At 64.7% G+C, this 26489-nt stretch carries 20 protein-coding genes and 1 tRNA gene; 4 read left to right on the top strand and 17 right to left on the bottom strand.

The window, feature by feature from the left end:
- Window positions 1–52: 52 nt before the first annotated feature.
- Window positions 53–469 carry a DoxX family protein gene (locus CJZ98_RS05910; RefSeq protein WP_094589364.1) on the bottom strand — a complete coding sequence of 139 codons (417 nt, stop codon included), beginning with the start codon at window positions 467–469 and terminating at the stop codon, window positions 53–55.
- Between the two features lie 173 nt (window positions 470–642).
- Between CJZ98_RS05910 and corA the strand changes: the two genes are divergently transcribed.
- On the top strand, window positions 643–1758 hold the full coding sequence (corA, locus tag CJZ98_RS05905; protein WP_094589362.1) for a magnesium/cobalt transporter CorA: 1116 nt from the start codon (window positions 643–645) through the stop codon (window positions 1756–1758).
- 13 nt (window positions 1759–1771) lie between these two features.
- On the opposite strand, the gene CJZ98_RS05900 is transcribed toward corA, so the two are convergent.
- Entirely contained in the window at window positions 1772–2464 is a 693-nt protein-coding gene (locus tag CJZ98_RS05900; RefSeq protein WP_094589360.1) for a class I SAM-dependent methyltransferase, read from the bottom strand.
- Between the two features lie 244 nt (window positions 2465–2708).
- On the opposite strand from CJZ98_RS05900, the gene nrdJ reads away from it, so the two are divergent.
- Entirely contained in the window at window positions 2709–5000 is a 2292-nt protein-coding gene (gene nrdJ / locus CJZ98_RS05895) for a ribonucleoside-triphosphate reductase, adenosylcobalamin-dependent (RefSeq protein ID WP_232756255.1), read from the top strand.
- A 19-nt stretch (window positions 5001–5019) separates the two neighbouring features.
- Here nrdJ and siaD read toward each other — a convergent pair whose 3' ends face one another.
- The 4 genes from siaD to CJZ98_RS05875 are packed head-to-tail and all read right to left on the bottom strand — an operon-like array spanning window position 5020 to window position 7936.
- Window positions 5020–5829: a biofilm regulation diguanylate cyclase SiaD gene (gene siaD, locus CJZ98_RS05890; protein WP_198537529.1), complete on the bottom strand. Its 810-nt coding sequence runs from the start codon at window positions 5827–5829 to the stop codon at window positions 5020–5022.
- Window positions 5829–6230: a biofilm regulation phosphoprotein SiaC gene (siaC, locus tag CJZ98_RS05885; RefSeq protein ID WP_094589358.1), complete on the bottom strand. Its 402-nt coding sequence runs from the start codon at window positions 6228–6230 to the stop codon at window positions 5829–5831. The genes siaD and siaC overlap by 1 nt, the downstream gene beginning before the upstream one ends.
- Before the next feature lie 3 nt (window positions 6231–6233).
- The gene (gene siaB, locus CJZ98_RS05880; protein ID WP_094589356.1) at window positions 6234–6782 is read right to left on the bottom strand and encodes a biofilm regulation protein kinase SiaB; all 549 of its coding nucleotides are present in this window, start codon (window positions 6780–6782) and stop codon (window positions 6234–6236) included.
- Window positions 6779–7936 carry a SpoIIE family protein phosphatase gene (locus CJZ98_RS05875; RefSeq protein ID WP_232756251.1) on the bottom strand — a complete coding sequence of 386 codons (1158 nt, stop codon included), beginning with the start codon at window positions 7934–7936 and terminating at the stop codon, window positions 6779–6781. The genes siaB and CJZ98_RS05875 overlap by 4 nt, the downstream gene beginning before the upstream one ends.
- Before the next feature lie 241 nt (window positions 7937–8177).
- Here CJZ98_RS05875 and CJZ98_RS05870 point away from each other — a divergent pair.
- Window positions 8178–8262 (top strand) — tRNA-Ser (locus tag CJZ98_RS05870).
- Window positions 8263–8414: 152 nt separating this feature from the next.
- Complete coding sequence (locus tag CJZ98_RS05865) at window positions 8415–9560, top strand: site-specific integrase (RefSeq protein ID WP_094589352.1); 1146 nt, start codon at window positions 8415–8417, stop codon at window positions 9558–9560.
- A gap of 616 nt (window positions 9561–10176) precedes the next feature.
- Here the strand turns inward: CJZ98_RS05865 and CJZ98_RS05860 are convergent.
- The 11 genes from CJZ98_RS05860 to CJZ98_RS05805 all read right to left on the bottom strand — a co-directional run bounded on the left by CJZ98_RS05860 (window position 10177) and on the right by CJZ98_RS05805 (window position 26478).
- A complete protein-coding gene (locus CJZ98_RS05860) occupies window positions 10177–13077 on the bottom strand; it encodes a bifunctional DNA primase/polymerase (protein WP_094589350.1) in 2901 nt (966 codons plus the stop codon).
- A gap of 254 nt (window positions 13078–13331) precedes the next feature.
- Window positions 13332–16547, bottom strand: coding sequence for a helicase-related protein (locus CJZ98_RS05855; protein ID WP_094589348.1), 3216 nt, complete (start codon window positions 16545–16547; stop codon window positions 13332–13334).
- Entirely contained in the window at window positions 16544–16927 is a 384-nt protein-coding gene (locus tag CJZ98_RS05850) for a HEPN domain-containing protein (protein WP_094589346.1), read from the bottom strand. The genes CJZ98_RS05855 and CJZ98_RS05850 overlap by 4 nt, the downstream gene beginning before the upstream one ends.
- Window positions 16914–17264, bottom strand: coding sequence for a nucleotidyltransferase domain-containing protein (locus CJZ98_RS05845; RefSeq protein WP_108723286.1), 351 nt, complete (start codon window positions 17262–17264; stop codon window positions 16914–16916). Before CJZ98_RS05845 ends, CJZ98_RS05850 begins: the two co-directional genes overlap by 14 nt.
- A gap of 17 nt (window positions 17265–17281) precedes the next feature.
- Window positions 17282–20314: a DUF1156 domain-containing protein gene (locus CJZ98_RS05840; RefSeq protein WP_232756250.1), complete on the bottom strand. Its 3033-nt coding sequence runs from the start codon at window positions 20312–20314 to the stop codon at window positions 17282–17284.
- A gap of 2 nt (window positions 20315–20316) precedes the next feature.
- Window positions 20317–20922, bottom strand: a complete 606-nt coding sequence (locus CJZ98_RS18200; protein ID WP_198537527.1) for a hypothetical protein — start codon at window positions 20920–20922, stop codon at window positions 20317–20319.
- Between the two features lie 118 nt (window positions 20923–21040).
- A complete protein-coding gene (locus tag CJZ98_RS18195; RefSeq protein WP_157910889.1) occupies window positions 21041–22210 on the bottom strand; it encodes a hypothetical protein in 1170 nt (389 codons plus the stop codon).
- The gene (locus CJZ98_RS05820) at window positions 22207–22554 is read right to left on the bottom strand and encodes a helix-turn-helix domain-containing protein (protein ID WP_094589338.1); all 348 of its coding nucleotides are present in this window, start codon (window positions 22552–22554) and stop codon (window positions 22207–22209) included. Before CJZ98_RS05820 ends, CJZ98_RS18195 begins: the two co-directional genes overlap by 4 nt.
- A 54-nt stretch (window positions 22555–22608) precedes the next feature.
- Window positions 22609–22908 carry a type II toxin-antitoxin system RelE/ParE family toxin gene (locus CJZ98_RS05815; protein ID WP_157910888.1) on the bottom strand — a complete coding sequence of 100 codons (300 nt, stop codon included), beginning with the start codon at window positions 22906–22908 and terminating at the stop codon, window positions 22609–22611.
- A gap of 22 nt (window positions 22909–22930) precedes the next feature.
- Window positions 22931–23383, bottom strand: coding sequence for a DUF7680 family protein (locus tag CJZ98_RS05810; RefSeq protein ID WP_094589333.1), 453 nt, complete (start codon window positions 23381–23383; stop codon window positions 22931–22933).
- Window positions 23380–26478 (bottom strand): ATP-binding protein, encoded by a 3099-nt coding sequence (locus CJZ98_RS05805; protein WP_094589332.1) that lies wholly within the window; start codon window positions 26476–26478, stop codon window positions 23380–23382. Before CJZ98_RS05805 ends, CJZ98_RS05810 begins: the two co-directional genes overlap by 4 nt.
- Window positions 26479–26489 lie beyond the last annotated feature (11 nt).

The raw sequence follows: 26489 nt of genomic DNA, 5'->3' as shown, positions 1-26489 counted from the left end.
GGCCAGCCTGCCAGGCCAGCCGCAGCGCCTCTGGGGCCCCTTGGGCTCCGTCTCAGCGGCGAGCGTCTGGGGCGTTGGCCACCAGCAGCAGGCCGCCGATGATCGCCACGTTCTTGAGCAGCTGGATGCGCTGCAGCGGATCGCCCACTTCGCCGTGGAAGATCACGCTGGTGGGGATCAGGAACACCAGCAGCAGCACCGCCCCGAGCCGGCTGCGCCAGCCGCTGATCAGCAGGGCCGAGCCGATGGTGAGCAGCACCACGGCGGCACCCAGCAGCAAGGAGGGAAAGGGAAGGCCCTTCGCCGCGATCTTCCCGGCCACGGCGCCGAAGCCGCTGAGCTTGCCCACCAGCGCATGCACGAACACCAGGGCGATCAGCACCCGGGCGATACCGCCCACCAGGGGGTTGCCGGCCGGAAGGCCAGGGGACTGGGGCTGGCGGGACTCCCTCGGGCTGGCGCTGCTCATCGGGACTGAACCACTCCAGGCCAGTTTGGAGCGCCCGCGGTGTGGGGGTGGTGCCCCCCGGCACCGCTCCCTTGCACCGCCCGCCGTTCCCCTAGGCAGACCAGCCGACTCACCCCTGCCAGGAGCTCAGATCAAGCGCCCCACCTAGCCTTGGTGCCAGGCGCCGCCAGTCGATGGAAGCAGCAGACCTGCCGCGTTCCCCGCGGCGGCCCGGGCCAGGCACCATCGGAGTTCCGGGTCGCCGGCTCGCCAGCAAGGTGGGCCTGGCTCCAGGCACCGCCGTGTTCATCGGCGAGCGCAAGCGCCAGAGCATCCGCATCGACCTGCTGGAGTTCGATGCGGCCGTTGTTCACGAGGCCCACGACGTGAGCGTCGACGACTGTGCCGTCCATCGCGGCACAGCCACGGTCTCCTGGATCCAGGTCAACGGAATTCACGACATCGCCCTGATCGAGGCGCTGGCTAGCCGCTTTGGCCTGCACCCGATGACGATCGAGGACATCGTCAACACCAGTCAGCGGCCCAAGTGCGAGGAGCTTCCCGACTACTGCTTCGTGGCCCTGAAGATGCTGGCCTACAGCCGCGCCAGCCGCAGTGTCGGCGCCGAGCATGTCAGCCTGATTCTCGGACCCAATTACGTGATTTCCTTTCTGGAGGATGAGGGTGATGTGTTCGACAGTGTGCGCCTTCGCATCCGCAAAGGCCTTGGCCGGGTGCGCAGCATGGGGGCCGACTACCTGGCCTTCTGCCTGATGGATGCGGTGGTGGACCACTACTTCCTGGCCGTGGAGCAGATCGGCGATGAGATCGAACTGTTCGATGAGCGCATCCTGATGGGCCCCAGACCCGGGGACATCCAGGAGATCCACCACTACAAGAGTGACCTGATCAAACTGCGCAAGGCCGTCTGGCCGCTGCGGGACGTGGTTGCCGCGATCAGCAAGAGCGAGTCCAGTCTGTTGCGTCCGGACATCATCATCTTCTGGCGTGATCTGTATGACCACACTATTCAGGTCATCGACATGGTGGAGACCTCCCGTGATGTCCTGGCCTCACTCCACGACACCTACCTCTCGGGTTTAAGCAACCGCATGAATGAGGTGATGAAGGTGCTCACGATCATCTCTACAATCTTTATACCCCTCACCTTTATCGTCGGTGTCTATGGCATGAATTTCAAGCACATGCCTGAGCTCGAATGGCAGCCTGGCTATTTCGTTGTCTGGGTCGTGATGGTGGCCATCGCCATTGGCCTGTTCGCCTACTTCAGGCGTCGCCACTGGATCTGAGCGGCCCTTCGCCTCAGCTCAGCCGTCCCCACACCTCCAGGTAGCGATCGTCGAGTGGGCACACCTGGAGCTGCCCCAGTCCTGTGATCTGCAGTTGATCGGCCACCTCCCCGGGTTCGAAGGCCGCATGCAGCGAAGCCAGATAGTCGCGCTGCAGCACGGGCGGGGCGTCGGCCAGGTGTCGGGCCAGCAGGTCCTGGGCCGCTTCGGGGCTGGAGGGCCGGCGCAGATCCTTGAGATAGACGGTCGCCCCTGGCCCGGCCAGCTTCGCCACGGCCCGCCACAGCACCAGCGGATCGTGGAGGTGGTGCAGCAGGCTGTTGCTCACCACCGCCGTGAAGCCACCGGCCAGCTCGCGCGCGTCGCCGGGAGCCAGCGGCAGCAGGGCCCGGCGGAAGGCCAGGCGGTCGGGCTGCGCGACGCCGGGGCCCTGGCGCCACTGGTGCAGCCGCTGCTCGGCCACCGCCAGCATTGCGGCGGCGCCATCGAGGCCCAGGACGGATGCCTCCGCAAACCGCTCCACCAGCCGGAAGCTGATGTTGCCGGGCCCGCAGCCCAGATCCACCACCCGCCGCCCTGGCCCCGCTGGGAACAGCTCCGCGATCCGCTCCACCACGGCCTGATCACCGGCGCTGAAATCGGCCTCGGCGTAGGCCTGCACCTGCAGGGCATCGTCCATCAGCTCGGGCTCGCAGCAGCGTTCCATGGCCTGCGCCGTGTGGGGCGGGGACTTGGGTCAGGGGCACTGTGGCTGGTGGCGAGAGTCCCTTGCGCACCCCACTGGTGGCGTTAGGGTGTCCGCACTCTTGGCGATATCCTCCGTGACCCTCACCCCCACGCGCCCGGACCCGCGCGAGCAGGCCACCACGGAGCTGGCTGCCGCCGAGCAGGGATCCGCTGAGCAGGTCTTCGCCCAGCCAGCCACGCCGCAGGCGCGCGCCCAGCCCTCCATCGGATCCCACCTGGATTTCCCCGCCACCGCGCCCGCCGCCAACCCGGTTTTCTACCGCACCTATTCCCGCAAGACGCCCCACGGCCGCGAGAGTTGGCATGAGGTGGCCGAGCGCAACCTCGAGGGGCTGCGCAAGCTGGGTCACCTCAACCAGCAGGAAGTGGAGCTGCTGCGCCGCATGCAGCAGCAGCAGAAGGCCCTGCCCTCCGGCCGCTGGCTGTGGATCGGCGGCACGGAGTGGATTGAGCAGCAGCACAACTTCTCCGGTGCCTACAACTGCACCTCCACCAACCTGGTGGATTGGGAGGCCTTCGGGCTGATGATGGACCTGGCGATGATGGGTTGCGGTACCGGCGCCATCATCGAGCCGCACCTGATCGACCGGCTGCCGGTGGTGCACAACGAACTGTTGATCACCGGCGTTACCGACATCGGTGCCACCCCCGCGCCCCTGCGCCAGGATCACACCACCCACACGATCGAGGGTCAGCGGGTTCACATCAAGGTGGGTGATACGCGGCGCGGCTGGGTGGACAGCTACCAGCTGCTGCTGGAGCTCAGCAGCGACGGCCGCTTCGATCCCAGCGCCCCCATCGAGGTGTCGGTGGATCTCTCCGACGTGCGGCCGGTGGGCGAAACTCTCAAGGGCTTTGGCGGCATGGCCAACCCTGTCAAGCTCAAGGATCTCTACGGCCGGGTGGCCCAGATCCTGGGCCGGGCCCGGGGCCGCCAGCTCACCTCGGTGGAGTGCTGTCTGCTGATCGATGAGGCTGCCGTCACGATTGTGGCGGGCAACATCCGCCGCAGCGCCGGCATGCGCCAGTTCGCCGCCGAGGATCTGGCCGCCGCCGGTGCCAAGGAGAACCTCTGGCAGCAGGACAGCGATGGCAACTGGCGCATCGACCCCGAGCGCGATGCCCTGCGCATGGCCAACCACACCCGCGTCTTCCACACCCGCCCCGACCGGGCCACGGTGCTGGAGGCCGTCACCCAGCAGTTCCAGAGCGGTGAGGGCGCCATCCAGTTCGCCCCCGAGGCCATCGCCCGCTCCAACGCAGACCTGTTGCCCACCCCGGAGCTGCGCTCCGAGTTCATCGGCATCTATGTGGACCAGGGCAAGGCGGAGGCGAGTCGCTGGCTACAGCTGCATCACCCCGGCATCGAGCCGGCGGAGCTGGAGCACCGCCTCGGCCGCTACGGCCTCAACCCCTGCGGCGAGATTCTCGGCGCCGACTTCCACTGCAACCTGGCGGAGATCCACCTCAACCGCATCGACCCCGACGACCACGTGGCCCAGGAGGAGGCCTTCACCGCCGGTGGCCTGGCGGTTGCCTGCCTGCTCAACCATCGCTTTGAGGTGGAGCGCTATCGCCAGAGCCGCGCCTGGGATCCGATCGTGGGCGTGAGCTTCACCGGCCTGTTCGACTTCTTCGTGCATGCCTTCGGCACCCCCTGGCTCAAGTGGTGGGAGGCCGGTCGCCCCGACAGCGAGGAGGGCCGTGCCTTCAAGGCGAAGGAGGCTGAGTACCTGAGCCGTTGGAAGCAGTTCGTCAACCAGGCGGTGTGGGAATACTGCGACCGCCACGGCCTGCGACGCCCCAACCGCTGCACCACCGTGCAGCCCGCCGGCACCAAGAGCCTGCTCACCGGTGCCTCGCCCGGCTGGCACCCCCCCAAGGCCCAGCGTTTCATCCGCCGCATCACCTTCCGCAAGAACGATCCGGTGGCCCTGGCCTGCATGGACTACGGCTACACCATCGTGCCCAGCCAGTCCGACAAGGACGAGCAGGGACGCCTGCTGGATGATCCGTTCGATCCCCGCTGCACCGAGTGGCTGGTGGAGATCCCGACCGAAGTGAGCTGGGCCAACCTCCCCGGCGCCGATGCCGTGGAGATCAACAACTTCTCGGCCCTGGCCCAGTTCGACTTCTACATGCAGGTGCAGCAGCACTACACCGCCCACAACACCTCGGCAACCGTGGAGTTCCGCGAGCATGAGATCGAGCCCCTGGCCGAGGCCATCCACCGCGCCATCGATGAGGGTCAGGGCTACATCTCGGCGGCGCTGCTGGCCCGCTTTGATGCCAACGCCACCTTCCCGCGTCTGCCCTTCGAGCCCATCGATGCCGCCACCTACGCGCGGCTCCAGGCCGAGGTTGCGACCCGCCGCCGCACCGCCGACTTCTTCGAGGCCCTGCAGCGCTACGACGGTGGCGAACTGCAGGAGGCCGGCCCCGCCGGTTGCGACTCCGACAAGTGCCTGCTGCCCCTGGCCAAGCCGGAGAGTTAACCCGCCTCAGGCGGCCTGCTCAGGTCGCTTGATGCAGTCTGTAGCGGTCGCGGCCCTGCTTTTTGGCCTCCAGCAGGGCCTGATCGGCCCGGCGAAAGGTCTCCTCGTAGGTCTCGCCGGGCAGATGTTCGGCTACGCCGACACTTGCGGTGACCGACAGTTCCTTGTTGCCGTGTTCAATTCTCTGCCGGCGGACCTTGCCAAGCAGACGGTTCACCACGTGCTCTGCCTCGCTGAGGGAGGTGTCGGGGAGAAGGGCCAGAAACTCTTCACCACCCCAGCGGGCACAGAGATCTCCCTGGCGCAGGCTGGCCTTGAGCGTTCCGCCGAGCCGCTTTAGCACGAGATCGCCCACATCATGGCCGTAGCAGTCGTTGAACATCTTGAAGTGGTCCACATCCAGAACCGCCAGGGAATAGGTTGATCCGCTACGCTCGGCACGAGCATCTTCCTGACGGCAGCGCTCCTCTACCAGCAAGCGATTGGCGATGCCCGTGAGGGAATCGTGGGTCGAGGCCTGTCGCAGTGTCGCGTTGAGGTCCTTGAGGGTGGACTGGTAGCGATCGGAGATGCGGATCACACGCTCTAGCTGGCGAACCTGACGCTCAAATTGCTGGGTGAGCCTCTTGATCCGCTTCGCGAGGTCGGACTGATCCTGGGATGCTGCGGGAAGCTGGGCGATCGCCTCGAGATCGGCAATGTGGGTGTGCAAACTCAGCCAGAGTTCCTCCAGTGCATCCCGTAGCGGATGGCCCCGATGGCTCTCATCGGCCAACAGGAGCTGGATGCGCTGTTCCAGCTCGCTGGTGATTACTGGCCGAGACACCATCAGCTTGGGTTCACAGCAAGGATGGCGAAGGGGAAGGAATAATCTTCCTTGAATTCCTCTCCCAGCTCAGCAGCTCTGGGATTGCGCGGGTCATAGAACCAGTGAACCAGCACCTCTTTGCCATCGCTGTTGGCTGATTCCAGCAGTTCGAAAACGTCGATGATCGCGCGAATGCTGCTGGTGTTGAGATAATTCAGTTGAAGGTCAAGTTGCAGACGCCGCCCGGCATCAGCCAGGAACGTCTCGACCCAGGAGATCAGGGGATCAAAGATCTCGAATGTGTTCTCCGGATAGGACTCGCCAGCAATCACCACCAGGCCGCTCTCCCAGCTGGCCGTGATCGCCGGGGTGGCGCCGCCGCCGGGGCGCGAGAAGTTCCGAGTGTCTTCAAGGGCAGCCATGGCTCAGATAATCGCACGAAGGATCAGAAAGCCACGTCCATCGTGCTGCTCTTCCAGGCTCACCTCCAGCGGCTGGCTGGCGCGGCGGGCGATCTCGATCAGGCCCAGGCCGGCGCCACTGCTGCGCTGGGCCTCGCGGGGCTGGCGCAGCTGCTGTTTGTAGAGGACCTTCAGGGCCGCCTTGTCGAGGCCAGCGAGGGCCTTGACGCGATCGAGCAGGACACGGCCGTCGGCGAGTTCCACGAGGTTACCGGAGGACACGGCGTAGCGGTTCTCGGGGGTTGTGGCGATCACCACCGTGGCGGAGGAATCTGCGTCACCGTAGCCGCGGTCGCTGGCGTAATGCCGGATGTTCTGACTCATCTCGATGTAGACACTGAACACATCCATGGCGGTGCCACCATCGGTCCGGCTTGCCTCGATGTGGCTGCGCAAGGCCTGGCCGATCTCGCCGATCAGGGTGCGGGAAATCGGACCGTTGAAGCAGATCAGGATCCGCTCGGCATTGAAGAACTGGCGCAGGGTGGACAGGCTGTGGATGGTGGCGGTCATGGCACCTCCACGGTCTCGAATTGGCGCATGGTCGTCACGATCTGGGGGCAATAGCGGAAGGAGAGAATGGTGATGTCGTCGCGCTGGGGATGCCCACCCCGGAAGCGCTCGAGCGAGTTGGCGAAGGCCCGGGACTGCTCCTGCAGGGGCTTGCCGGCGTGTTCGCGCACCCAGGACACGAAGCGATCACTGCCGACGCTGAAGCCATGGCTGCCACCTGACTGGTCCAGGAATCCATCGGTGCTGAGGTAGTAGGTGAATCCTGGCTGAAGCGGCACAGCGTGGTCGTGATAGGTGCCGGGACGGTGATCACAGAGGGAGCGGTTGTCGCCCTTGATCCGCTGCACCTGCTGGCCATCGCTCCAATAGAGCGAGATCTTGGCGCCAGCGAACAGCAGGGTGTCGGCGGTGCTGTCGAGAACCACGAGGCCCATGTCCATGCTGGTGGCCATGGCGCGGGACTGCTGGGCATCACCTAGCATGGACCGCATCGTTGTATCGACGCGGGTCAACATCGCGGCGGGCGAGCTGAGGCCCACCTGCTCGATGGCTCGATCGATGCCAGATCGGGCCAGCATGGTCATCATGGCGCCTGGCACCCCATGGCCCGCGCAGTCGGCCACGCCTGCCAGGCATCGGGATCCCTCACATTGGAAGACGTAGTAGTCGCCTCCCACAGTGTCGCGAGGTTGCCAGAGGATGAAGTGCTGATCCCCGAAGGCCTCCTGCAGCTGGCGCCGCGGCAGGATCGCCCGCTGCAGTAGAGCCGCGTAGCTGATCGAGTCGTGGATCTGGCGCTGGGCACTGCGCAGCTGCTGGTTCGTCGCCTCCAGCTCCAACATTGTCTTGCGCATGGTGCTGAGCACCTGGTTGAAGGCGGTGGCCATCCGGCCCACCTCGTCATCGCTGAACACGCTCAACATCAGCTCGGGATCCCCCGCCTCGATCCGCCGGGACTCCCTGGCGAGCCGGGCCAGGGGCTGCACCACCCTCATGCTGATGATCCTGGCGGAGATGGTGGCCAGGATCAACAGCACCAGGCTGAATAGCAGTGTGACGTAGTGGTTCTCGCTCCCTGCGTTGCGATCGAACAGGAGCTTGAATGAACTGACGATCAGATAGAGCAGCGCGATGCCATTGGTGATGGCGATCACCAGGAAAGTGCGCTGGATGGAGATGGTCGAACGCCGAGTTGCGCGGTGAGTTGAGCGCGGGGAAGAGCTGGTGGAGGGTGGTCTGCCCATCACTGCTCCAATCCTGCGTCTGGCGGCTGGAGACTAGGCCGGATCGGGCACCCTTGCCGCACCTGCCGGCCCTATCAACCAGCCTTGGCGCCATCTGGAGTGCAAGGGGTCCGAGCTGTCCATGGGATGATGGGCTCTGGCCCATGGGCCTGGAGGGGTGGTCGAGTGGTTGATGGCTCCGGTCTTGAAAACCGGCGTGCCGAAAGGCACCGTGGGTTCGAATCCCACCCCCTCCGTTCTCTAAAACCCTGTAACCGCAGGCCCTGACTACAACTGCAGGCCCAGGCCCCCTCCCCCCGAGGGCGGTCAAGCCTTGCCCCTTCGCACCATTTCGCGCCGTTGCGCGTGACAAAGTGGTCAAGGTTCGGTCAAGGCCCTGGCCCACCCCATGCTCGACCTGGCCCCCCTCAACGCCACCCTGCGGGGCCTGGGCCTCCGCCTCAGTGTGGAGCAGCTGAACCAGGCCCTCTACGCCCGGGGCACCTTCCCCCAACCGGACGGCTCCCGCCGGCGCAGCCGGGTCGCCCTGGGCCTCCGCGCCACCCCCTCCGTCCTCGCCGAAGCCCAGCTCCGCTGCCTGCAGCTGAACGCCGCCATCGCGGCCGGCACCTACCCCCCGGCCCTGCCCTGGGCGCCTGCGGCGCCACCGTCCTCGGGGCGAGGGTCCGCCGAAGGCGCCCCCCTCTCCTGTGGGGCCGCCATCCGCCGCTTCGAGGTGTCCTACTGGGAGGCCCGGCCCCGCACCTCCGCGGCGGAGCGCACCTGGGACCGCATCGCCCTGGAGCTCCGCCGCCTCCCCGAGGGCGCCCCCTGCACGCTGCGCCAGCTGGTGGCCACCATCACGGCTGCAACGCAGCCCGGCACCCGCACCAGGCTCGAGAGCTGCAAGGTCTACAAGCGCCTGGCGAAGTTGCTGGCGCTGCCAGGCAACCTGGACGACATCTCGCGCCTGCAGGGTCACTACGAGCCGGCCCGCCGGGCCTTGCCCACCGACCCCGAGATCGAGGCCCTGCTGGATGCCCTGCGCCCAACCCCCTGGGGCTGGTGCTACGCCGCCCTGGCCACCTTCGGCTGCCGCCCCGCGGAGGTCCCCTCCCTGCAGCTGCATGCCGATGGAACCGCCCAGTGCCTCACGGTGAAGCGCCGCAACCGGGCGCCAGCGGTGCGGACCTGTTTCGCCCTGCCCCGGGCCTGGGTCGATCGCTACGCCCTCGGGGGGAAACCGGCCCTGCCCGGCGGCGCCCGCTGGCTCTCCCCCGAGGACTACGACTCCGCCCAGGCCAAGCGCTTCGTGGATGCCTGGCGCCACAGCCGCCGCACCAAAGCCCAGCGGGCCGTCTTCGCCGCCCTGGCCCCCGAGTTCGACCTCTACGACCTGCGGCACCGGTGGGCCGTGCGCAGCATCGAGGCCGGCCTGCCCTTGACGCTGTGTGCCCGGGCCCTGGGCCACAGCGCCGCGGTCCACGAGCAGACCTACCACTCCCACATCCAGGCCTCCGATCTGCGGGCCGCCATGGCGGTAGCGAGCGCCTGAGCAGGGAGCCAGTCGGAGTTGATTCTCCGTTTTTCGCAATAGCGCTACGTTGGTTCATGGAAGCAACCAACTCCCTGGATCCCATGCGTCTCCAGATGGAGATTCTCTTGGAGATCCGTCATCTCCGTAGCCGACTAGATCAGGTCGACAAGGATCGTTCTGCCTCGAGCCGAATCTGGCTCACCCCAGCTGACATGGGCAAGCTTGTTGGTGTGACTCCACGGACGCTGCAGAACTACGTCAATGCAGATCGCCTGTCCAGGGCATCCTACAAAAAGATTCCACGCGGCACAGGCTTTGTCTATCGTTATCACCGAGAAATAGTGCTCCGTGACCTCGGTATAGTCTGACTTCGGCGATTTAAGGGTGATACGGAGCTGGTCATCCTGAGCGCAGTCAGAATGACTCGGGTCTCTATTGTAAGCCCACTTGCTTCTGTCTTTGTAGTCGCTTAGCGGGTGCAGGCTGTATGTATGTGGCGTTTCCCTCTTGGGGTTTGCTGGCTAATATCTGAGTCTGGGATTCTTCTTGTCATCTTGCAGAGGAGGAAGGGGCTGGCTGGCTTCCGCTAGCCCCTGGCTTCAACTGCTATGGCGCAGTTGTGTGATGACTGTGCTTACCCAAAGGCGGTCTCATAGCTGTCCCACCAGGACTGATGGGACAGAAGTGACTTGAAATCGAGTGCTGTCGCCGCCTCGCCTCTGAGGGCCTCTCCTGCTCCGTCTGCTCGATCTCCTGGAGCATCCTCATCACGCTCTCGGGGGAGAGGCCGGGCCTCACCTCCGCCAACGCCTTGTAGGCCTTCCACAGCGCCGCCTGCCGGTGCGCCAGCCGATTTCCCTTTCTCGCCATGGGTCTCAGTGGTGTCTGTGTGCGATGAGCCAATCGGTGCATCTGAAAAGGTGCCGCTTGTCGCGCGTTGGGTCAGATCGCTTTCTACGACTGGGTTTGTACGAGCGACACCGTCCTCGGGGACGAGCGACATGTCGCTCGTTGGCTCCTCCGTTTTACGTGCGACATGTCGCTCGTTGGCGTCCTCCGTGTCGCTCGTTAAATCCCCACCACCACTGGGGTTTGAGGTAACGAGCGACAAGCGACACTCCAACGACCGCCCCACACGAGGGGGGGTGGGTGTCGTATAGGTCTTGGTCCGAGACTTGCCCGTCGTGACGATCCCCCCGAGGACGAGAACCCCGTCTTCGACCCAGCGGCGCAGCCAGCGCTCCACCGTCCGCCGCGAGGGAGCGTCACTCACCCCGAGGCCGTGCAGCTCCTCCACCAGCTGCTCCCAGACCTCCGGCGCAGCGATCCGGCGCTCCTCCGGGGGCCCTTCCCCCCGAGCACGGTCCCTGACGATCCGCAGCGCCATCGTCGACGGCTCAGGGTCCCCCTGCCCCTCATCGGTGCGCCTCTCGGTCGGCGTGTGGTCCCAGACGCTGTAGGTGCCCTGGATGTCCCGCTCCACCATCAGCAGGTCGCCCTCCCGGCCCATCCGGCTCTTCTTGACCTGGATGAAGCGGCAGTTGCTGGCCACCTTCCCCTTGGCCCGGACCTGCTCCTTTTCCTGGTCCGTCAGGTCCCGGAGGTGCCACTGCTCGTCCACCGCCGCAGTCAGGTAGCGGGTGCCCCGCACCTCCCCCTGCGCGTTGTCGTGGTGGATCCACATGATGGTGCAGGGATTGAACCCCCCGAGGTCGAGACTCTCACCATTCATCCGGCTGTAGTAGTACAGCGGCGACGCGAACGCCTTGTCCTTCTCCTGCTCCTGCATGTCTGTAGAGCAGGAGCCGATCGAGTCGATCACCACCAGGGCCGGCTTGACCTCATTGATCCACTCCGTCAGGTCCGCGACGTAGTTCATCTGGAAGCTGCGCCTCACGATGAACCAATCCGAGTCCTTCTCAGGATCGATCCCGTTGTCCTCGCAGTCCCTGACCAGCTTCGCGGGGTTCTGATCGTTCTGGATCCACAAGACCTTCCCGGCCTGGATCGGCACCTGAATGCCCCGGATCGTCATGGGCTCCCCGCGCCCCACCATCCGTGCAAACCCCATGGCAGCAGAGGTCTTCCCCTTCCCCGGGGCCGCATGCAGGATGATCTGCGTCGGCCGCATCATCAGGCCCGGGATCGTGAAGGTCATCTTCTCGATCTGCCACCAGGGCTTGTCATTGGTCTTCTGGGCCAGCACATAGGCGCTGTACTCCTGCTCCGCCCTGATGCAGTCAATCGCCGACATCCGCCGCCCAGTCCTCATGGCGAGATCCGCCATCAAGTCTTTGGCGTGAGCCGGGTTGGGGTGCTCCTTGATGATCTTGCTTAGTGTCTTGAGGAAGCCCTCCGAAGTCATCAGCAGCTGGGGCCGGGCCGTAACCTCAGTCCGCACCACCGCCTGGGCGTCATCGGGATACCGATACCCCAGCTCCTTGGCGATCTCCGCGACGTAGTTCTCCAGAGCCGGCCCCTTGGGCTTCCCTGCGAACTTGTCCCCGGTCTTGATCTTGTGGACGAAGTCCAAGACATCGCCACCGACCCCGCAGGCCTTGCAGTCCCAGCACCCCGAGAGCTCCGAATACTGGAAGCTGGTGCCCGACTTGCCCCCGTGCCAGGGGCAGCCACTCATCATCTGCGGGTTCTTCCCGGGCCTGATGTCCCACCCGTACTGGTCGAAGGTGGGGTGCTTGAAGATCAGCTCATCGAGCCGCGGCAGCAGCTTGCTCTGCACCTCCTCGGAGAAGAACCAGCCGCGGATCTGCCGGCTCGGCAGCAGGGTCTTGCCCGCCTCCGCCTCCAGCTGCCCCATCTCCTCCTCGGACAGCCAGGCCTTCGCCTTCAGGTGGGGCCTGATCACCTCGAGCACCCACTCCGGCGCCTCCGCCGGCTGGCCGCCGTTGTAGTTGAGGAACCGATACCGCTGCCCAGTGTCCGGGTGGATGCTCTGCGGCAGCACCGACTGGCAGCGGTTGAACCGCAGCACCAGCTCCTCGTACTCCTCGCCGGCCTGCTCCTTCTTGGTCCGGTTGGTGTCCCCCTGGCCCAGGGCCCACTCCCCGTCCTCCCGCAGGATCACGGTGTTGATGTCGGCCATCAGGGGCACCATGTGCTCCGGCACCCGGTACAGCAGCTGCCGGCGCCCGGGTTTCCCGGACGTCCAGCTCATGGTCTGCTCCTCGCCGTAGGCCTCATAGCCCCCGCCGGCCTCCGTCCGATACCGGGCATCCGCCTGGTTGCCGTCCACGTCCAGGGCGATCAGTCCCCCCGAGAGCTCCCCGGTCACGACCCCAAAGCCGTTGTACCGGCTGTCCTCGAAGAACAGGCCCTCCGAGTCGATCCGCCGCCGCTTGTGGTCACCCCATTCCTTGATGTAGGTGGCCTTGCCCGCCACCGGAATCAGGGTCCAGTCCTCGGGAAAAACCCCGGCCCGGAGCCACTCCAGGGGTGAACCAGGAGGCGGCAGCTGCTTGCCCCCCGAGGGCGGAGTGGTGCTTTCTTCTGGTTGGTTCTTCTCACGATCGGCCATCTTTATACATTCTCCGCGAGATTGCGCGGAGTCCTGAGAGGGGTGGGACAATCACAACGTATGCGTCTCTTCGCGAAGAGAAAGTGCTTGCTAGTCAGATGCTCTTCCTCGGGTTAGAGATAGCGAAAGTCTCTGTGTCTATAGGGTTGCTGCTGTGTTTGATGCAGTCCGCTTCTCTGCCCTTCGCAAGCCAAGGTGACCTGATCTCTTAGGTGCCTTTCGGGCTCCCTCTGCATGAGGGGTCAGGGCCTTCGTCAGTACATCCCGGTAAGTGCTTTCTTGAAATCAGATGTGGCTTCAGTGCCGCTAAGAGCTTGCAGGCTTGGCACTAGATCAAGGGGGAATAGCGGACTTCCCGGCACCCAAAGCTCACAGCTGTCGCTATTATCTTCGTAGTACTGCGGGTCACAGGTGATGCGCAGCTCCTGTTCGAGGCCGGGCTGGGTCCACTTGAAGTCGCACTTTCCGATCCGGGTGGCGCTGCAGCCGGGTGGGAGGAGTTCGGGGCGATCGAGGATCGCCTCCAGGTCGGCCAAGGTGAGCGGTGGCGGCTGTGCCACCACATCGCGGATGGCCTCCAGGTCCTGCAGGCCATCGTCGAGATCGAGACCCTTGATCTCGGGCTCACTCATGACGGCATCCACCGCCTGGAAGCGTGCCTTCTCGCGCTGCTCGCGGCTGACGAGGGTGGCCTGGGAGATCGAGCTGGAGGCCTTGGCCAGGATCGGCTGCAGCTTGCCCACCACCTGCTCGAACATGGCGATGCGGCCTTTGAGAGCCTTGTAGACGTCCGCCTCCACCGTGCCGTCGAGGTGGAGGTTGATGATCTGCATCTGGTCATGGGTCTGGCCGATGCGGTCGATACGGCCGATGCGCTGCTCCACCCTCATCGGGTTCCAGGGCATGTCGTAGTTGATCAGGGCACCGCAGAACTGGAAGTTCAGGCCCTCGGCCGCCGCATCGGTGCAGAGCAGGATCTCGGCCTTGCCCGCCTTGAAGTCGCGCTTCACGTCCTCGCGGCTGAGGTTTGTCCAAGTGCCGCCGCGCTGCAACAGCTCTCCGCCCCGCCCCGTGAAGCACATCAGGCTGGTGCGGCCCGCCTCGATCAACAGCTGCTTGAGGGCATCAACTGTGTCGGTGTACTGGGAGAAGACGATCACCTGTCGGTAGCCCTGGTTTTGGAGCTGCTCGATGGCGGCCAGGAACTCCGTGCCCTTGCTGTCGTGTCCGACCAGCGGCCGGGCCTGCTCCAGCAGGGCGGCGATGGCATCCAGCTCGTCCTGCACGGACACCTCCTCGAAGGCGCTTTCCAGCCCCTCCAGGTCGAAGGTCTGCTCCCCGCTGATGTCGTCGTCTTCCGCTGCTGCGGCGTCTTCCTCCAGCTGCTGGAGCTGGCCGGCCATCCGCTTCTCCAGCGTGGCCACCAGGGCCGCCACGCTGCTGGCCAGGCGGCGGCGGTAGATGGTCATCACGAAGCCCACAGCCGACTTCTTCTGACCGGAGGCCCGGGCGTACTGGGTGGAGATGAAGTCCTCCACAGCGTCGTAGAGGGCCCGCTCGTCGGTGCTGATCGGCAGGAAGCGATCGTCGACATGGCGGGTGCCGATTGCCAGATCCATCGCCCCCTGCTGCTTGTAGGCCCGCAGCAGCGTGCGGCTGTGGCGAGAGATGAGGCCCTGCACCGGGGTCCAGCGCTTGGCCAGGGCAAGGGCGGCCTGGCGCTCGGGAATGCCGAGGTTGCGGCGGGAGAGGGGATCGGTGTCTTTGAGGGCCTTGAGCACCTTCTTCTTCTTCATCGGTGAGCGCCGCAGCTGCTCAGGCCAGGCCGTGGCCGGGGGCTCGTCGAACGCCGCCACGCTGCTGCGCCAGAGGCCCGCCAGATAGGAGAGGGTGGCTTCATCCGGGTTCTCCTTCTCCACCCACTCGAAGAACCGCTCGAAGGCCTCCTCGGTCCATTCGCTGGGCATGCCGAGCAGGCACAGCAGATCCCACACCTCCAGCTCGCTCACCTGCATCGGCGTGGCAGTCAGCAGCAGCAGGCCCTGGGTGCGGGAGCGCAGCTGCTGCATCAGCTGCATCAGGGTGTTGGGGCGCAGTCGATCACCACCGCTGGCACTGGTTTCGCGGCGGGTGCGGGCGTGGTGGGCCTCGTCGAGCACCACCAGGTCGTAGGGCTCGGCCTCCAGCAGCTCGCGCTGGCGATCGCGGCGGCGCATCAAGTGGCTGGAGACCAGCACGAACGGTTCAGCAGTCCAGGCGTCGCGGCCCACGGGCCGGGATTCACCCTTGGGCCGCAGGCAGGTGGACTGCCACTCCAGCGCCTTGCCGGTGTAGACGGGCCAGTCGAGGGCGAACTTCTCGCGCAGTTCCCGCTGCCACTGCTTGAGCACCGAGGCCGGTGCCATCACCAGGATTCGGCTGGCTCTGCCACTCAGCCAGGACTGCCGCAGCAACAGGCCGGCCTGCACCGTTTTGCCCAGACCCACCTCATCGGCGATCAGCAGGCGGGGCGGCCAGTGCTGCCAGAGCCGCTGGAAGGCACGTTGCTGGTGGGGCCACGGGCTCACCGCACTGGTGGCCTCACCCACCCTCTCACTACCGGGGAGACCACTGGCGGCGGCATGGAGGACGTAGCTCCAGATGATGCGGCGCCGTTCGTCGAGATCAGGGATCACCTCACCTGGGGGCTCAGGCTGTGGCTCAGGGGATGGCAGATCCTTCAGGTAGGGCTTGAGCCGGCGGGGCACGCCTTCCACCGGCTGGAAGATCGCCAGTTGCTGGCGCACCGCCTCCGGCAGGGTGAAGGTGCGGGCGCCTTCGTCGTGGTTCTGCCAGAGGCGCAGGAAACCGGCCTCCAGATCGTCGATGGTCTCGGCGCCGCCCGGCTTCCAGGAGCAGAAGGTCTGGATGGTCTCGAAGTTGCTGGTCCAGCCGTTGGGCGTTTCGTTGACGCTGCCGCTGAAGCCCAGGCGATCGCCGTGGCGATCTTCCACCACGCCTTCCTTGGCGTGAAAGATCGAGCCGTCGTTGGCCAACTGGCCCTGATGGAGGGGCAGCGCCACCCGGATCTCCAGGTGCCCGTGCTGCACCAGCCAGGCCAGCAGCTCAGCGCCCTTGGCAGCGTCGCTGTTGTCGCCGGGCTGGACCTGCCGGAAGGGGAAGTTGGCCGTGAGGCTCTGGCTGAGCACCTGCTCGGGGCTGCTGCCGGTAGCCAGGGCGCGGATGTCGGCCTCGTTGAGGAACACACCGGTGATCAGCCGCATCTGGCCATGGCCACGCCCGTCGGGTGAGGAGGCCACCAGCTGCTCGACGCCGTCCAGCACCTGGAGCAGGGAGCGGCTGGTGAAGTAGCCCGTGATGCGCCAGTAGCGCACCGCATCCATCAGGGCTGGCCTGTAGAAGCCCTCCAGCAGGCTCTCCAGGGAGCTGCTGAAGCGACGACGCCATTGGTGATCAGCAAGCCCGCTCATGGCAGCGCTGCACAGATCGAAGCGACGTGCTCCACCAGGGCCTCGGCCTGCTGCTGCCAGAACTGGCGGTCGAGGTTCATCGGTTCGGGCTCCGCGTCGTAGCGGAACTGCACAGCAAAGGCAGTGAACGCTTCCAGCTGCAGGAAGGGGTCAACAGTGCCGCCCCGATCGGTGATCCGCTGAAACAGCGCGGTGAGGTTGTGGATGAAGGGCGGATCGTCGCCCAGGCTGAACAGCCACGCCTTGAGGGCCTTCTCCACCACCTGCTGGATCTGGAAACCCCAGTTGGCTTCATCCGCGGCAGGATCCTCCAGCAGAGCTGCAGCCCTGAGGTCGCGGCGAGCGATCCGCAGCAGAGCCAGGGATTCAGGGTTGGCCATGCAGCACCCGCCCTTCGCGATAGGCCCGGGCGATCACGTGGCTGAGCCAGTGGCGCCGCTCCTCCACCTGGCTCTGGGAGTAGAGCAGCAGATCGACAGGGATGCGGTGATGGGCGAGCTTGCGCCAGAGCCGGCCCAGGGTTTCGAAGCGGTTGTGCTGCGCCAGCCAGCCGTCGTTTGCCGTGATCAGCAGGTCGATGTCGGACTCGGGGCGAGCCTCGCCTCGGGCATGGGAACCAAAGAGGCGCACCTCAGCCCCTGGAATCTCCTGGTGGATCTCGGCAGCCATCTGCTGCAGCTGGGCTTCGCTGATGGCAGAGCTGGGCGTGGTGGTCATGGCTGCACCTCCTGGGCTCAGGATGCCTCGGCCAACTCAGCGAGCACCAGCTCCAGCTGCTTGGGCGCTGGCACCTGCTCAGCCAGGGCGAGGCGACGCAGATTCTCCAGTGCCTCGAAGTCCGACGCGGCAGGCGCGGCGGCCTTCACCGGATCGAAGCCGGTGTAGCGAGCGGAGAGGGGCAGCACTTCCAGCACGGCCTCCAGGGCTGTGAGGAAATCGGCACTGTTGGCCAGGCCGTTGTCATCGAGTAGCTGCTTGGCGGCGTTGAGGTCGATGCTGCGGGCGCGGTGGGCGCAGTGGTGGATGGCATCGATCCAGGAGCGGGTGCCATCGGGGGCGCCAAGCTTGCCCTTGGTGGCGCGGGTGGAACTGTCCCAGAGGATCAGATCGCTGGCCTTCTTCTCGGCCAGCACGCCCACCACGTCCTTGTCGAGATCGAGGCCGACGACACGGGCCAAGCGCAGGGCTTCATCGAAGGGGAACTGCGGTGCCTCGAAGGCATCCCAGGCCAGCACGAACCATTCGGTGAGGGGATCGAGCTGGGCACGACGGGATCCAGAGGTGAGCTTCTCCATGCGCCAGGCCTTTACCTCGCGGCGGGCGGCATCGAGAGCGTCTTCCGGGCTCACGGAATAGGGATCGTCCTGCTCCAGCAGCTCCTCCAAGGTGAGCTGGGCACGTCCGCGCTTTCTTGTTTTCTCCTCGATGGGCTTGGGCTGACCGCGTTTGATGGGCCAGTGCAGGGAGAACTCCTCCAGGGCTGGACCGAAACACGAGAGGTAGAGATCCACACCCCTGATTCCACCGGCCTGGAATTGCTCGATGCGCCGACGCACAGCAGCCTTCACGCGGGGTTCGAGGTCTTCCCAGTACTGCACGCCGTCTTCTGGCTTCTGTTCAGGACGCGGCCTGCAGACCAGAAAGATCGTGCTGTTGGCGGCGGACTTGTCTTTGATATGTAGCGAGCCCTCCGCCTCGGTGTTGATCGGCCAGGACGCCGTGATGGCGAAGCCGGCATCAATCAGCCCCTTGGTGAGCGCATCCCAGGCCCCGGTGGCCTTGTGGGTGAACATCAGCGTCATCACCCCGTCGTCCTTCAGGACACGTCGACACTCCGCAAAGATCTCGGCCATCTTCTGCTGGTAGTCGAGACCAGCCAGAGCCTTCGCCGCCTTCTTTCCTTTGTGTAGCGCAGGATTGGCAACGGCCTCGTTCTCCTTGTCGGTGAGAGGAGCCATGAACAGCTCGGGGTAGAGCAGACCAGCAGTTCGTTTGAGCCACACGTAGAAGAAGTCGCTCAGCTCCGCATACATCACGTTGTCATAGTAAGGAGGGTCCATTACCACCGCATCCACTGTGCCTGCGTCGAGATGATCCAGAGAATCACCGGAGCTGCAGGAGATCACTGCTGGAGCTATAGGGCTGGGGTGAGCTGAAGCTGCACTAGCTGAAAACAAGGGACCGGCTTCAGCAATCAACCCATTTGGCGGAGCGATGAGGTCGATGAGCTCACCGATGCACTTGGCGACCTGCCCGAAGGCCCAGTCATAGCCAAGCCCGACGATGAGCGGAGCCATCTCGGCATAGGACCACTTGAAGGCAAAGTCATGGCGGTCAAAGGTGTTGACAATGACTTCGCGGTTGCTGTGCCAACGCGTCATGCGCGAGTTATAGTCGCGCAGCTTGTCGAGCGCGAGGGCGATGTAGGCGAGAACTGAGCGGGCGGCATCTGTGAGCCCACCAGGCTTGGCCGACTCTTCGCTCACAAGCTCGCGGAAGATCTCCACACTGATGCCATGGCAAAGCAACTGGCGGGGCGAGAACATCTTCACCCAGTGGGTGTCGCCTCTCTTAAGAGGCAAGTCAGTGCCCGAGGCGTCGTTGTGGTCGCCTGTCTTGTGTCCAGGAGGAATTTCTTCAGAAGGTATAGAGTCAAGAGCTTCCCATTCCGGCAGCTTTTCGGCTAAGGCAACTTCGATTGCGGCGCTGTTGTCGTCTTGCGGTTGTGGCACCCGGTAACACCGCTCCCACTTGATCTTCGGGCTGGCGGGTTTCTTCTTCGTTGCTTTGGTATAACCCGTGATCACCTGCTTCTTGAAGACCACCGCAAACAACTGCTCACCCATGCCCCCGGCCTGGGCCTGGGCCTTCACCTGATCGCCGTCGATCACCCGGCCACAGTCGGGATAGGGGCAGGTTGCATCGCCGCCCTTCACCGTGCCGTCGCTCTGTTCGCGTGCGCTGCCCACGATCTCGAAACGGCAGTGACGATTGGTATCGCCTGGTCCATCACCAAGTTGCGGCAACACCCTCACGCCGGTGCCGTCAGGCGCCAGTTTCCAGTTGGGAGACAACGGCACCTTGCCAGCGCAGTAGGGGCATTGGATCGTGCGAGCCCAGAGGTAGCCGAGCACCTGAGTGCCTGCAGGCTCGGAAGGGTAGATGGTCTGAAACCGCGGCTCTGCCAGTTCAAGAAAACGGCTCGTCAGCCGGTTGAACTCATCGAGCAACGCCCGTCCGTGCTCAGCCGGCCACTCATAGGTGGCTTTCTGCACCAACACCGCGACAGGATTGATGTCGTTAGCCAGGGTCTTACAACCCAGCCTGAGGCTCTCAAAAGGAATGGATCCACCACCGGCAGTGGGGTCCAGCACTGTGGGGTGTTCGATACCGAGTTTCTGGGCCTCCTCCAGCAACCAGATCTCCTCCTCGTCACTGGGGCTGTACTGGAACGCCCGGGGATAGCCATACACATTCAGCCCGAGATCCTCTCCGGTCTTCTTGGCCTTGGTGATCCGCTTCTTCGCCGCGACCGGATCCCCATGAATCCCGAGCATGTGCATAAACGTGCTTCGATCGGCATCGGCAGGCAGCAACGACGCCAGCACCGCCGCCCGCGAGGCCACCAGCGGCCGCCGCGCCCACCACACATGCAGGTAATAGATCGGTGGGAGGGCCGTCATCGAGCGCCGCTCGCGCATGCTCTCCTCACCCAGCTCGGCGATCGGCAGCCACTCTTCGATCAGGCGTTTGGCGATATCTATCATGATTAACGCGGCGCGGATTGACTTTGCAGCCTCGCCCTATCGTCTGCGATCAGTTCTCTTGCTGCCATGAGAGCTTCGGTGCGGGCATCCTCCAAGAGCTCCAGCAAATCTTCAAGTCGTTCTATTTCGATACTGCTGGCATCGGAATCCGGATCTTCCAGGCTCATGATCCTGTCCACAAGCTCTTCGTCCTGACTTGGGTTGGCTATACACGAGTACAGATGAATGAGAGTGTCCACGGACTCCTCCAGTCTCTTGTCAGCCATTCTGTTATCGTCGAGAAATAGCTTAATGGAATTCGCAGATCGCAAAGCAAGCTGGTTTGCTTCACCGTCTTTCTTGCTGCATGGGTCGAGCCTAATTAGCCCTAAAATTCCCTCCGAGACAATCTCTTCCCTTCGGGCTGCGAGCCTGGACCTGTCCGAGCGATCTGCGTTGAACCTTGCGATCTGAACCTGAGCGAAGGCTGCGACAATACTTCCACATAGAGCTCCAACAAACGAGAATAAGGGGATATAAACTCTTAGATCAAGCTGTCCGGTGGTTGACTTTGTCGACCCCGTGGCGGCCACAACGGCATCAAGAGCCAAATGAGCAGTGTTATCCATTGCTAGTTGTACCCCCTGGGGACCTCGCCGCGACGATAAGAATCAACATGTATCAGTCCGAGCGTCTCAAGCTGATCATGTCTGTACTTGAAAGATGACAAGTGTGTCATGAAGAAATTCATCTGGACCAAGCCTCCTGGGCAATCCAACGAGCATCAAGAACAACGGCAGACGCCGGGCCCTCCGGTAGCAAGAGCTGCTGCTTCAGATCCATGGGCTTCAGCCCTAATCGCTCCATCTCTTCGAGTTGAAGTACCTGGGCTATCAGCCTGTCGTGTGCTTCCACCAACGCAACGATCTTGTTGAGGCCTTCGGCGAGCTCCTCTTTCACCTGCCTGAATCGAGCAGCCTTGTCTGTGCCCTGGTTCAGAGGACCAATCCACCAATCAGGGACATCACTGGTGTCGACGATCACCTGGGGGATCTCACCGTGCCAATCCTCGTGGCTCTTGAAGACCTTGGTGATGTGGGGCCGCATGATCTCAAACAGCTCAGAAGCGCTGAGCTGCTCGACAGATTCACCTGGCTTGCACTTCATTCGTCGGAACCCGTTGTGAAGCCAGAGAATCAGATCCAGGTCAACCTGACCGGCGAACTCAGGCTTGAGGTAATGGCACGTGCAATCCAGTACGGCATTCATCAGCTGGGTGAGCCCTGGCCGCAGCTCCTCCAGGCCCTGCGTCAGGATTCGGGCGGCTTTGGCGCCTTCATCCAGCTGCAGGTAGGTCTGCACTTCGGCAGCAAGGGCCACAAACGCCAAGCCCACGTATTCAGCGCTGGTGGCTTCCGCCTTTCCCGCACTGCGTATTACCTGCTGATTGAAGTACTGACGGGCGGCATGGAGGGTGGTGAGCGCCTGGCCTGCCATCTGGATCCGCAGGTTCGGATCCTGAAGTTCCACCGCGTTCTGGCAGGCATTGATACCAGCCTTCAGCTGAGCCAGAGCCTGATCGTCGAGCTTGTGGCTGATCCGATCCACCTTGGCCTCCACGGCCCGGATCTGATCACTGATGCGGTTCAGCTGCTGGAGCACCATCGCGAATCCAGCCACAGATACACCGATATCGACTGCTGCTAGATAAGGGTTAGCAGCTGCTAGGGCATTCGCCCCCCCTGCCAAGGGTGGATTGGTCAGGGCCTTCGAGACCCCTGACCCACCCTCCTGCAGCCACATCACTACCTGCTTGCTGGAGGCGTCGCGCACCACACCCCCCACCCGCTCCAGTGAGCCATTCATCAGCCCCTGGGCGACCAGGGCCGGGACATCAAAGACGACGTTGAGGTTCATGGCAGGGCGGGCTCTCCTTGCACAGCGGTTTGATCAGCGGGCTCGAAGCTCACGCGAACCCTGCACCCCATGGCGGTTGCGAGTCGTTGCAGCGTGTCGAGCTTGGGTTCCACCTGCCCGGTTTCCAGGCGGGCCAGCTGGGGCTGCTTCATACCGGCGCGATCGGCCAGTTCGCGCTGGCTCAAGCCCCGCTGCTCTCGCAGGGCGATGAGCTGCCGCACCACCGCAAAACGGGGTGCCAGTTCCTGATACGACACCTGCACCGCTGGGTCAGCCAGGAAGCCATCGCGCACTTCGCGCCAGCTGGGGTGGTGCCTCGTGTTGGTGGTTGCCGCAGTGGTCATGTCAGGGAGTGGGGTCGGTGGCGAGAAAATCGGCCATGCGCCTGAGGGCTTTGTCTAGCTCGGCCTTGGGTGTTTTCTGGTTTTTTTCTGGAAGCCGTGCACCATCACGAACCGGCGTCCCGTCGCGGCGAAGTACAGCGTGCGATAGGTGCCATCGCGTCCGTTCACTCGCAGCTCGTAGAGCTTTTTGCCAAGGGGCTTCACATGGGGCTCTCCCATGGCTGTGCCGTTCCTTTCGAGCAGCTCGAACAGGTGAGCGAAGGATGCGCGCACCTCCGGCGACTGCTCGGCAAGCCAGGCGAGGACTGGCTGCTTGCCGCTTGGCAACGAGTAGAAGACGACCTCCCAGTTCAAGCTGATAACTCCAATGTTATCGCTAGGTTGCCGAGAGCAGCAATCGCAGCGCCGCCAGCACCCGTCTGGGGTTCTTGCGGTGCATGGCCATCCCCAGCCAGTAGGCGGCCTCTTCGCGGGCCATGGCATCGATGCCGCGGGCGCAGTTCTCGATCGCGGCCACGTTGCGCATCGGGGCCAGCAGCTTGAACAGCAGGCCCATCGCCAGGGCCAGATCCTCAGACAGGGGATCGCGGCGGGCCTCGCCCTTCTTGAGCTTGGCCAGGCTCACCTTCTCCGCCTTGAGACGCCGCAGCACCGCCCCCTCCACCAGCAGCAGCTTGTGGCCGCCCAGGCCGGCAACGCGCCTGGGCTCCTTCAGTTCGGGGGTGGCGGTGCTGAGCACCTGCCACACCTCCAGCTCCAGATCGCTGGGGCCGCGCTGCCTGCTGCGCAGTTCGTAGGCCGGACGGCCTGAGGCGATGGCCTGGGTCATGCGTTGGTGAGCTCCAGGCGGATCGTGGCGGACTGGGTGGCCAGGCCGGCCCGGGTCAGGCGACCGATCCAGCCCTCGCCGCCGTCATCCCAGCTCAAGGCAGGCTCGTACTGGAGCTGGTAGGTGATGTCGAGCGCCTTCTCTCCCCCCCGGCGCCACTGGCCCTCGATGAAGCTGCGCAGGTAGGTGGCCTCCTCCGGCGTGCCGTTGAACTCGAAGGTCCATTCGGCATTGCCGTCGCCGCTGCTCCAGCCGCCTTCCATCATCTCGACCCGCACGGTGGCCCCAGGTTCCGCTTTGAGCAGGGCCATTGGCAGGAAGCCGTCGCCACTGTTCATCCGCCAGGTGATGGCCTTGATCGCCTTGCCCGAGCTGCTCACCTGCTCCGCGAGCTGGGTGAGGGCGGTCTTGATGTTGTCCGTCCGCTCGATCACGCCGGGCGTGACCGGCTGAGGGATGCCACTTCCGCCGACTGGTCCGCTCCCGCTACCACCTCCGAAGGGCTGCGTGATGGAGCCTCCGGAGCCGACCACGCCTGTTTGCCCTGTCGAGGCACCGCCGCCTTGGTTTGGCGGCAGGCCAATGACAGTCGTCGGCTCGCTCTCCTTGGTCTTGGGCGGCCAGATGCCCATCTCCAGGGCCTTCTCCATCATGAAGATCTGGGCGTCTTCACTAATTGAGAGGATGCCGGGAGGGAGTCCTTGCCCCTCAAGCCGCTCGCCCTCCTTGTAAACGAACAGACCTTCGTCGAGTCCTTTGCGCAGGCAGGCCTTGAGCACCTGATCGCCCAGCAGAATCGGCAGCGCTGGATCGCGGTAGTACTCGTTGCGCAGCTGCTGGGTGCTCATCACCCCCTGGCGCTTTAGCGGCGTCTTGTCGGCCATGTAGTTCGGGGCCGGCGGCTGGTCTTCAGCCAGCACCAGCTCGCGGGCTTCCCGCAGCACCCGTTCCACCTGCCTCTGGCCCACCCCCGGTTCACTGCTCGCGCTGGTGACGGTGATCGCCGCATGGGTGAGCGGCGTGTCAGGCCAGGGGCCGCGCTCAGGGAAGAAGACATGCCGGTAGGCCTGCTGCACCGCCAGCGCGAAGGCCTGCTGGGCCTGCCCGTAGCGCTCCTTTACCTGGTCCTGCTGGTGCGACTGCAGGCTGGCGAACAGGTCGCCCTGCTGCATCTGCTGCAGCGCCAGATAGGTGCGGGTCTTGCGCAGCATGTCGTCGACCTGGAGCCGATCGGCGCAGACGAACACCACGTTGTTGCGGTTCAGCCTGAGGTTGGCGTTGTCGCCCTTCTCCTTGAACAGCCGCACCACCAGCTCCGGCAGCTGCACGTTGGACTGCTCCACCGTGTGCCCCTCCCAGTGGATCACTGCCAGGTAGGGGCCGTCGGTGTCATCGGGAATGTCGGCTGGACTGGCCGGGAATCGCACCGGCTCAAACCGCTGCTTGGCGAAGATCGTACCGATGCGGGCATTCAGCTCCTGCCGCACCGTCTCCAGATCGAACTGCCCCTCCCGCTTCCTCACCATCTGGTTGAGGTTGGCGTCGGTGAGGAAGCGCAGCTTGCTGGTGCCGCTGTCGTCCAGGTATTCCGACTCCTCCTGCAGGTGGCGGACGGCCTTGTCGACAAAGGCCGGATCGACGCCGGGGGCGTAGAGGCTGTAGTTCAGCTCCAGCCGGCTCAGACCCTTGAGCGGCTCGTTGAAGGCCAGCGAGTGGAACAGCACCGTGCGGGCCACCATCGAGCCGTAGGGCTCCAGGCCGCTGAACTCACTTGCATCGAGGCGCTGGGCCAGGGCCTTGCCGCCCTCGGCCGCGGTGCTGGAGACATCCGCCCGCACCGCGGGAATGAATGCCTGCTGGGCCAGCTTGGTGCTGATCTCCAGCCGGATCCGCTCGTTGCCCGGATCGATGTGATGCAGGTGGATCGCTGAGGCGCGGGGCTGCTCCCGCCAGAGCTGGCCCACTGTCTGCGCCAGCAGGCGAAGCATGCCCCGCACCCGCTGGAAGTTCTCCAGGGTGGCGGTTTTCTGCATCAGGGTCTGGATCAGCTCCGGGTGGAGCGGATAGCCGCGTCGGAGCTCCTCGGCACGATCGTCGTTCTGACCCGCCGGCGGGAGGGCATCCCCGTGGCGCTGCCAGATCTCCTGGTAGGCGCGCACCACCTCCTCGGCCCGGCTGCGGTCGATCCACTCGAACAGGCGCCGGCACAGCACCTGGACGGTTTCGTCTTCGCTGGTGGGGGTGAGGGCGGTGATCTGCCGGCCCGTCACCGACTGCAGCTCGGCGAAGATCCGATCGATCCGCTGGTTCTCCTCGGCGTAGGCATCGACCGCCTGGCCGCCCTTGCCCAGGGCCAGGGTGAACACCAGCACCGCCTGGGGGGAGGAGTTGACCGCCTTGATCAGGTCGGTGAGGAAGGGGGTGAGCTGCTCGGCGGCCTGGCCGGCAGCTGGGCCCTTGATCTTGCGCAGGTAGATCGAGAGCTCATCGATCAGGATCAGCACCGGCCGCTCGCCGATCAGCTCCCGCAGGGTTTCAGCACCAGGAGGCGCAGCGCCGAGGCGATCGCTGTTGCGGATGCGCTCGTATCCCGGTGCGCCAGCCAGCTGCACCGCCAGCTCACCCCAGGGCGTGTAGGCCAAGATGTCGCCCCCCTCCCCCGTGGTGGCCATCCGCCGGCCGTTCATCGGGTCGGCGTTCTCCCCGTCGAAGGCCGCAACCGTGACCGGCTCACGGGGAAGGCGAGCCGGGTCGATGAACTCCGCCAGGTTGGGGATCTGATCGGCGGCCGTGAGGATGTGGCGCAGGCCGATCAGGCCATGGGTCTTGCCGCCGCCGTAACTGGTGTCAAGCCGCAGGATGCTGCCCAGCTGGCTGCCGGAACCGGTGAGCCGGTCCACCACCGCCAGAAACAGGTCGCGTAGGCCCCGGGTTGGGTGGGTGTTGGCGAAGAAAACAGCCGGGTTCTTGTAGAGCTCCGGCGCCGTTCCCTTGAGCACCTGGCTGAGGTCAGCCGCGAAGTCCTCATCCCGGATCCGCCCCTCCAGCACGTCGGCCCGCGGCCGGCAGAGCTCGTAGATGGTCGGAGGGCTCATGGAGTGGGCTG

The sequence above is a fragment of the Vulcanococcus limneticus LL genome (genome assembly GCF_002252705.1).
Classification (GTDB): Bacteria; Cyanobacteriota; Cyanobacteriia; order PCC-6307; family Cyanobiaceae; genus Vulcanococcus; species Vulcanococcus limneticus.
This window is presented reverse-complemented; position numbering and strand designations above follow the sequence as displayed.

Excerpts from the sequence above, each read along its gene's own strand:
- CJZ98_RS05910 (WP_094589364.1), bottom strand. The coding sequence starts at position 469 with ATGAGCAGCGCCAGCCCGAGGGAGTCCCGCCAGCCCCAGTCCCCTGGC.
- corA (WP_094589362.1), top strand. The coding sequence starts at position 643 with ATGGAAGCAGCAGACCTGCCGCGTTCCCCGCGGCGGCCCGGGCCAGGC.
- CJZ98_RS05900 (WP_094589360.1), bottom strand. The coding sequence starts at position 2,464 with ATGGAACGCTGCTGCGAGCCCGAGCTGATGGACGATGCCCTGCAGGTG.
- siaD (WP_198537529.1), bottom strand. The coding sequence starts at position 5,829 with ATGGTGTCTCGGCCAGTAATCACCAGCGAGCTGGAACAGCGCATCCAG.
- siaC (WP_094589358.1), bottom strand. The coding sequence starts at position 6,230 with ATGGCTGCCCTTGAAGACACTCGGAACTTCTCGCGCCCCGGCGGCGGC.
- siaB (WP_094589356.1), bottom strand. The coding sequence starts at position 6,782 with ATGACCGCCACCATCCACAGCCTGTCCACCCTGCGCCAGTTCTTCAAT.
- CJZ98_RS05865 (WP_094589352.1), top strand. The coding sequence starts at position 8,415 with ATGCTCGACCTGGCCCCCCTCAACGCCACCCTGCGGGGCCTGGGCCTC.
- CJZ98_RS05860 (WP_094589350.1), bottom strand. The coding sequence starts at position 13,077 with ATGGCCGATCGTGAGAAGAACCAACCAGAAGAAAGCACCACTCCGCCC.
- CJZ98_RS05855 (WP_094589348.1), bottom strand. The coding sequence starts at position 16,547 with ATGAGCGGGCTTGCTGATCACCAATGGCGTCGTCGCTTCAGCAGCTCC.
- CJZ98_RS05850 (WP_094589346.1), bottom strand. The coding sequence starts at position 16,927 with ATGGCCAACCCTGAATCCCTGGCTCTGCTGCGGATCGCTCGCCGCGAC.
- CJZ98_RS05845 (WP_108723286.1), bottom strand. The coding sequence starts at position 17,264 with ATGACCACCACGCCCAGCTCTGCCATCAGCGAAGCCCAGCTGCAGCAG.
- CJZ98_RS05840 (WP_232756250.1), bottom strand. The coding sequence starts at position 20,314 with ATGATAGATATCGCCAAACGCCTGATCGAAGAGTGGCTGCCGATCGCC.
- CJZ98_RS18200 (WP_198537527.1), bottom strand. The coding sequence starts at position 20,922 with ATGGATAACACTGCTCATTTGGCTCTTGATGCCGTTGTGGCCGCCACG.
- CJZ98_RS18195 (WP_157910889.1), bottom strand. The coding sequence starts at position 22,210 with ATGAACCTCAACGTCGTCTTTGATGTCCCGGCCCTGGTCGCCCAGGGG.
- CJZ98_RS05820 (WP_094589338.1), bottom strand. The coding sequence starts at position 22,554 with ATGACCACTGCGGCAACCACCAACACGAGGCACCACCCCAGCTGGCGC.
- CJZ98_RS05810 (WP_094589333.1), bottom strand. The coding sequence starts at position 23,383 with ATGACCCAGGCCATCGCCTCAGGCCGTCCGGCCTACGAACTGCGCAGC.
- CJZ98_RS05805 (WP_094589332.1), bottom strand. The coding sequence starts at position 26,478 with ATGAGCCCTCCGACCATCTACGAGCTCTGCCGGCCGCGGGCCGACGTG.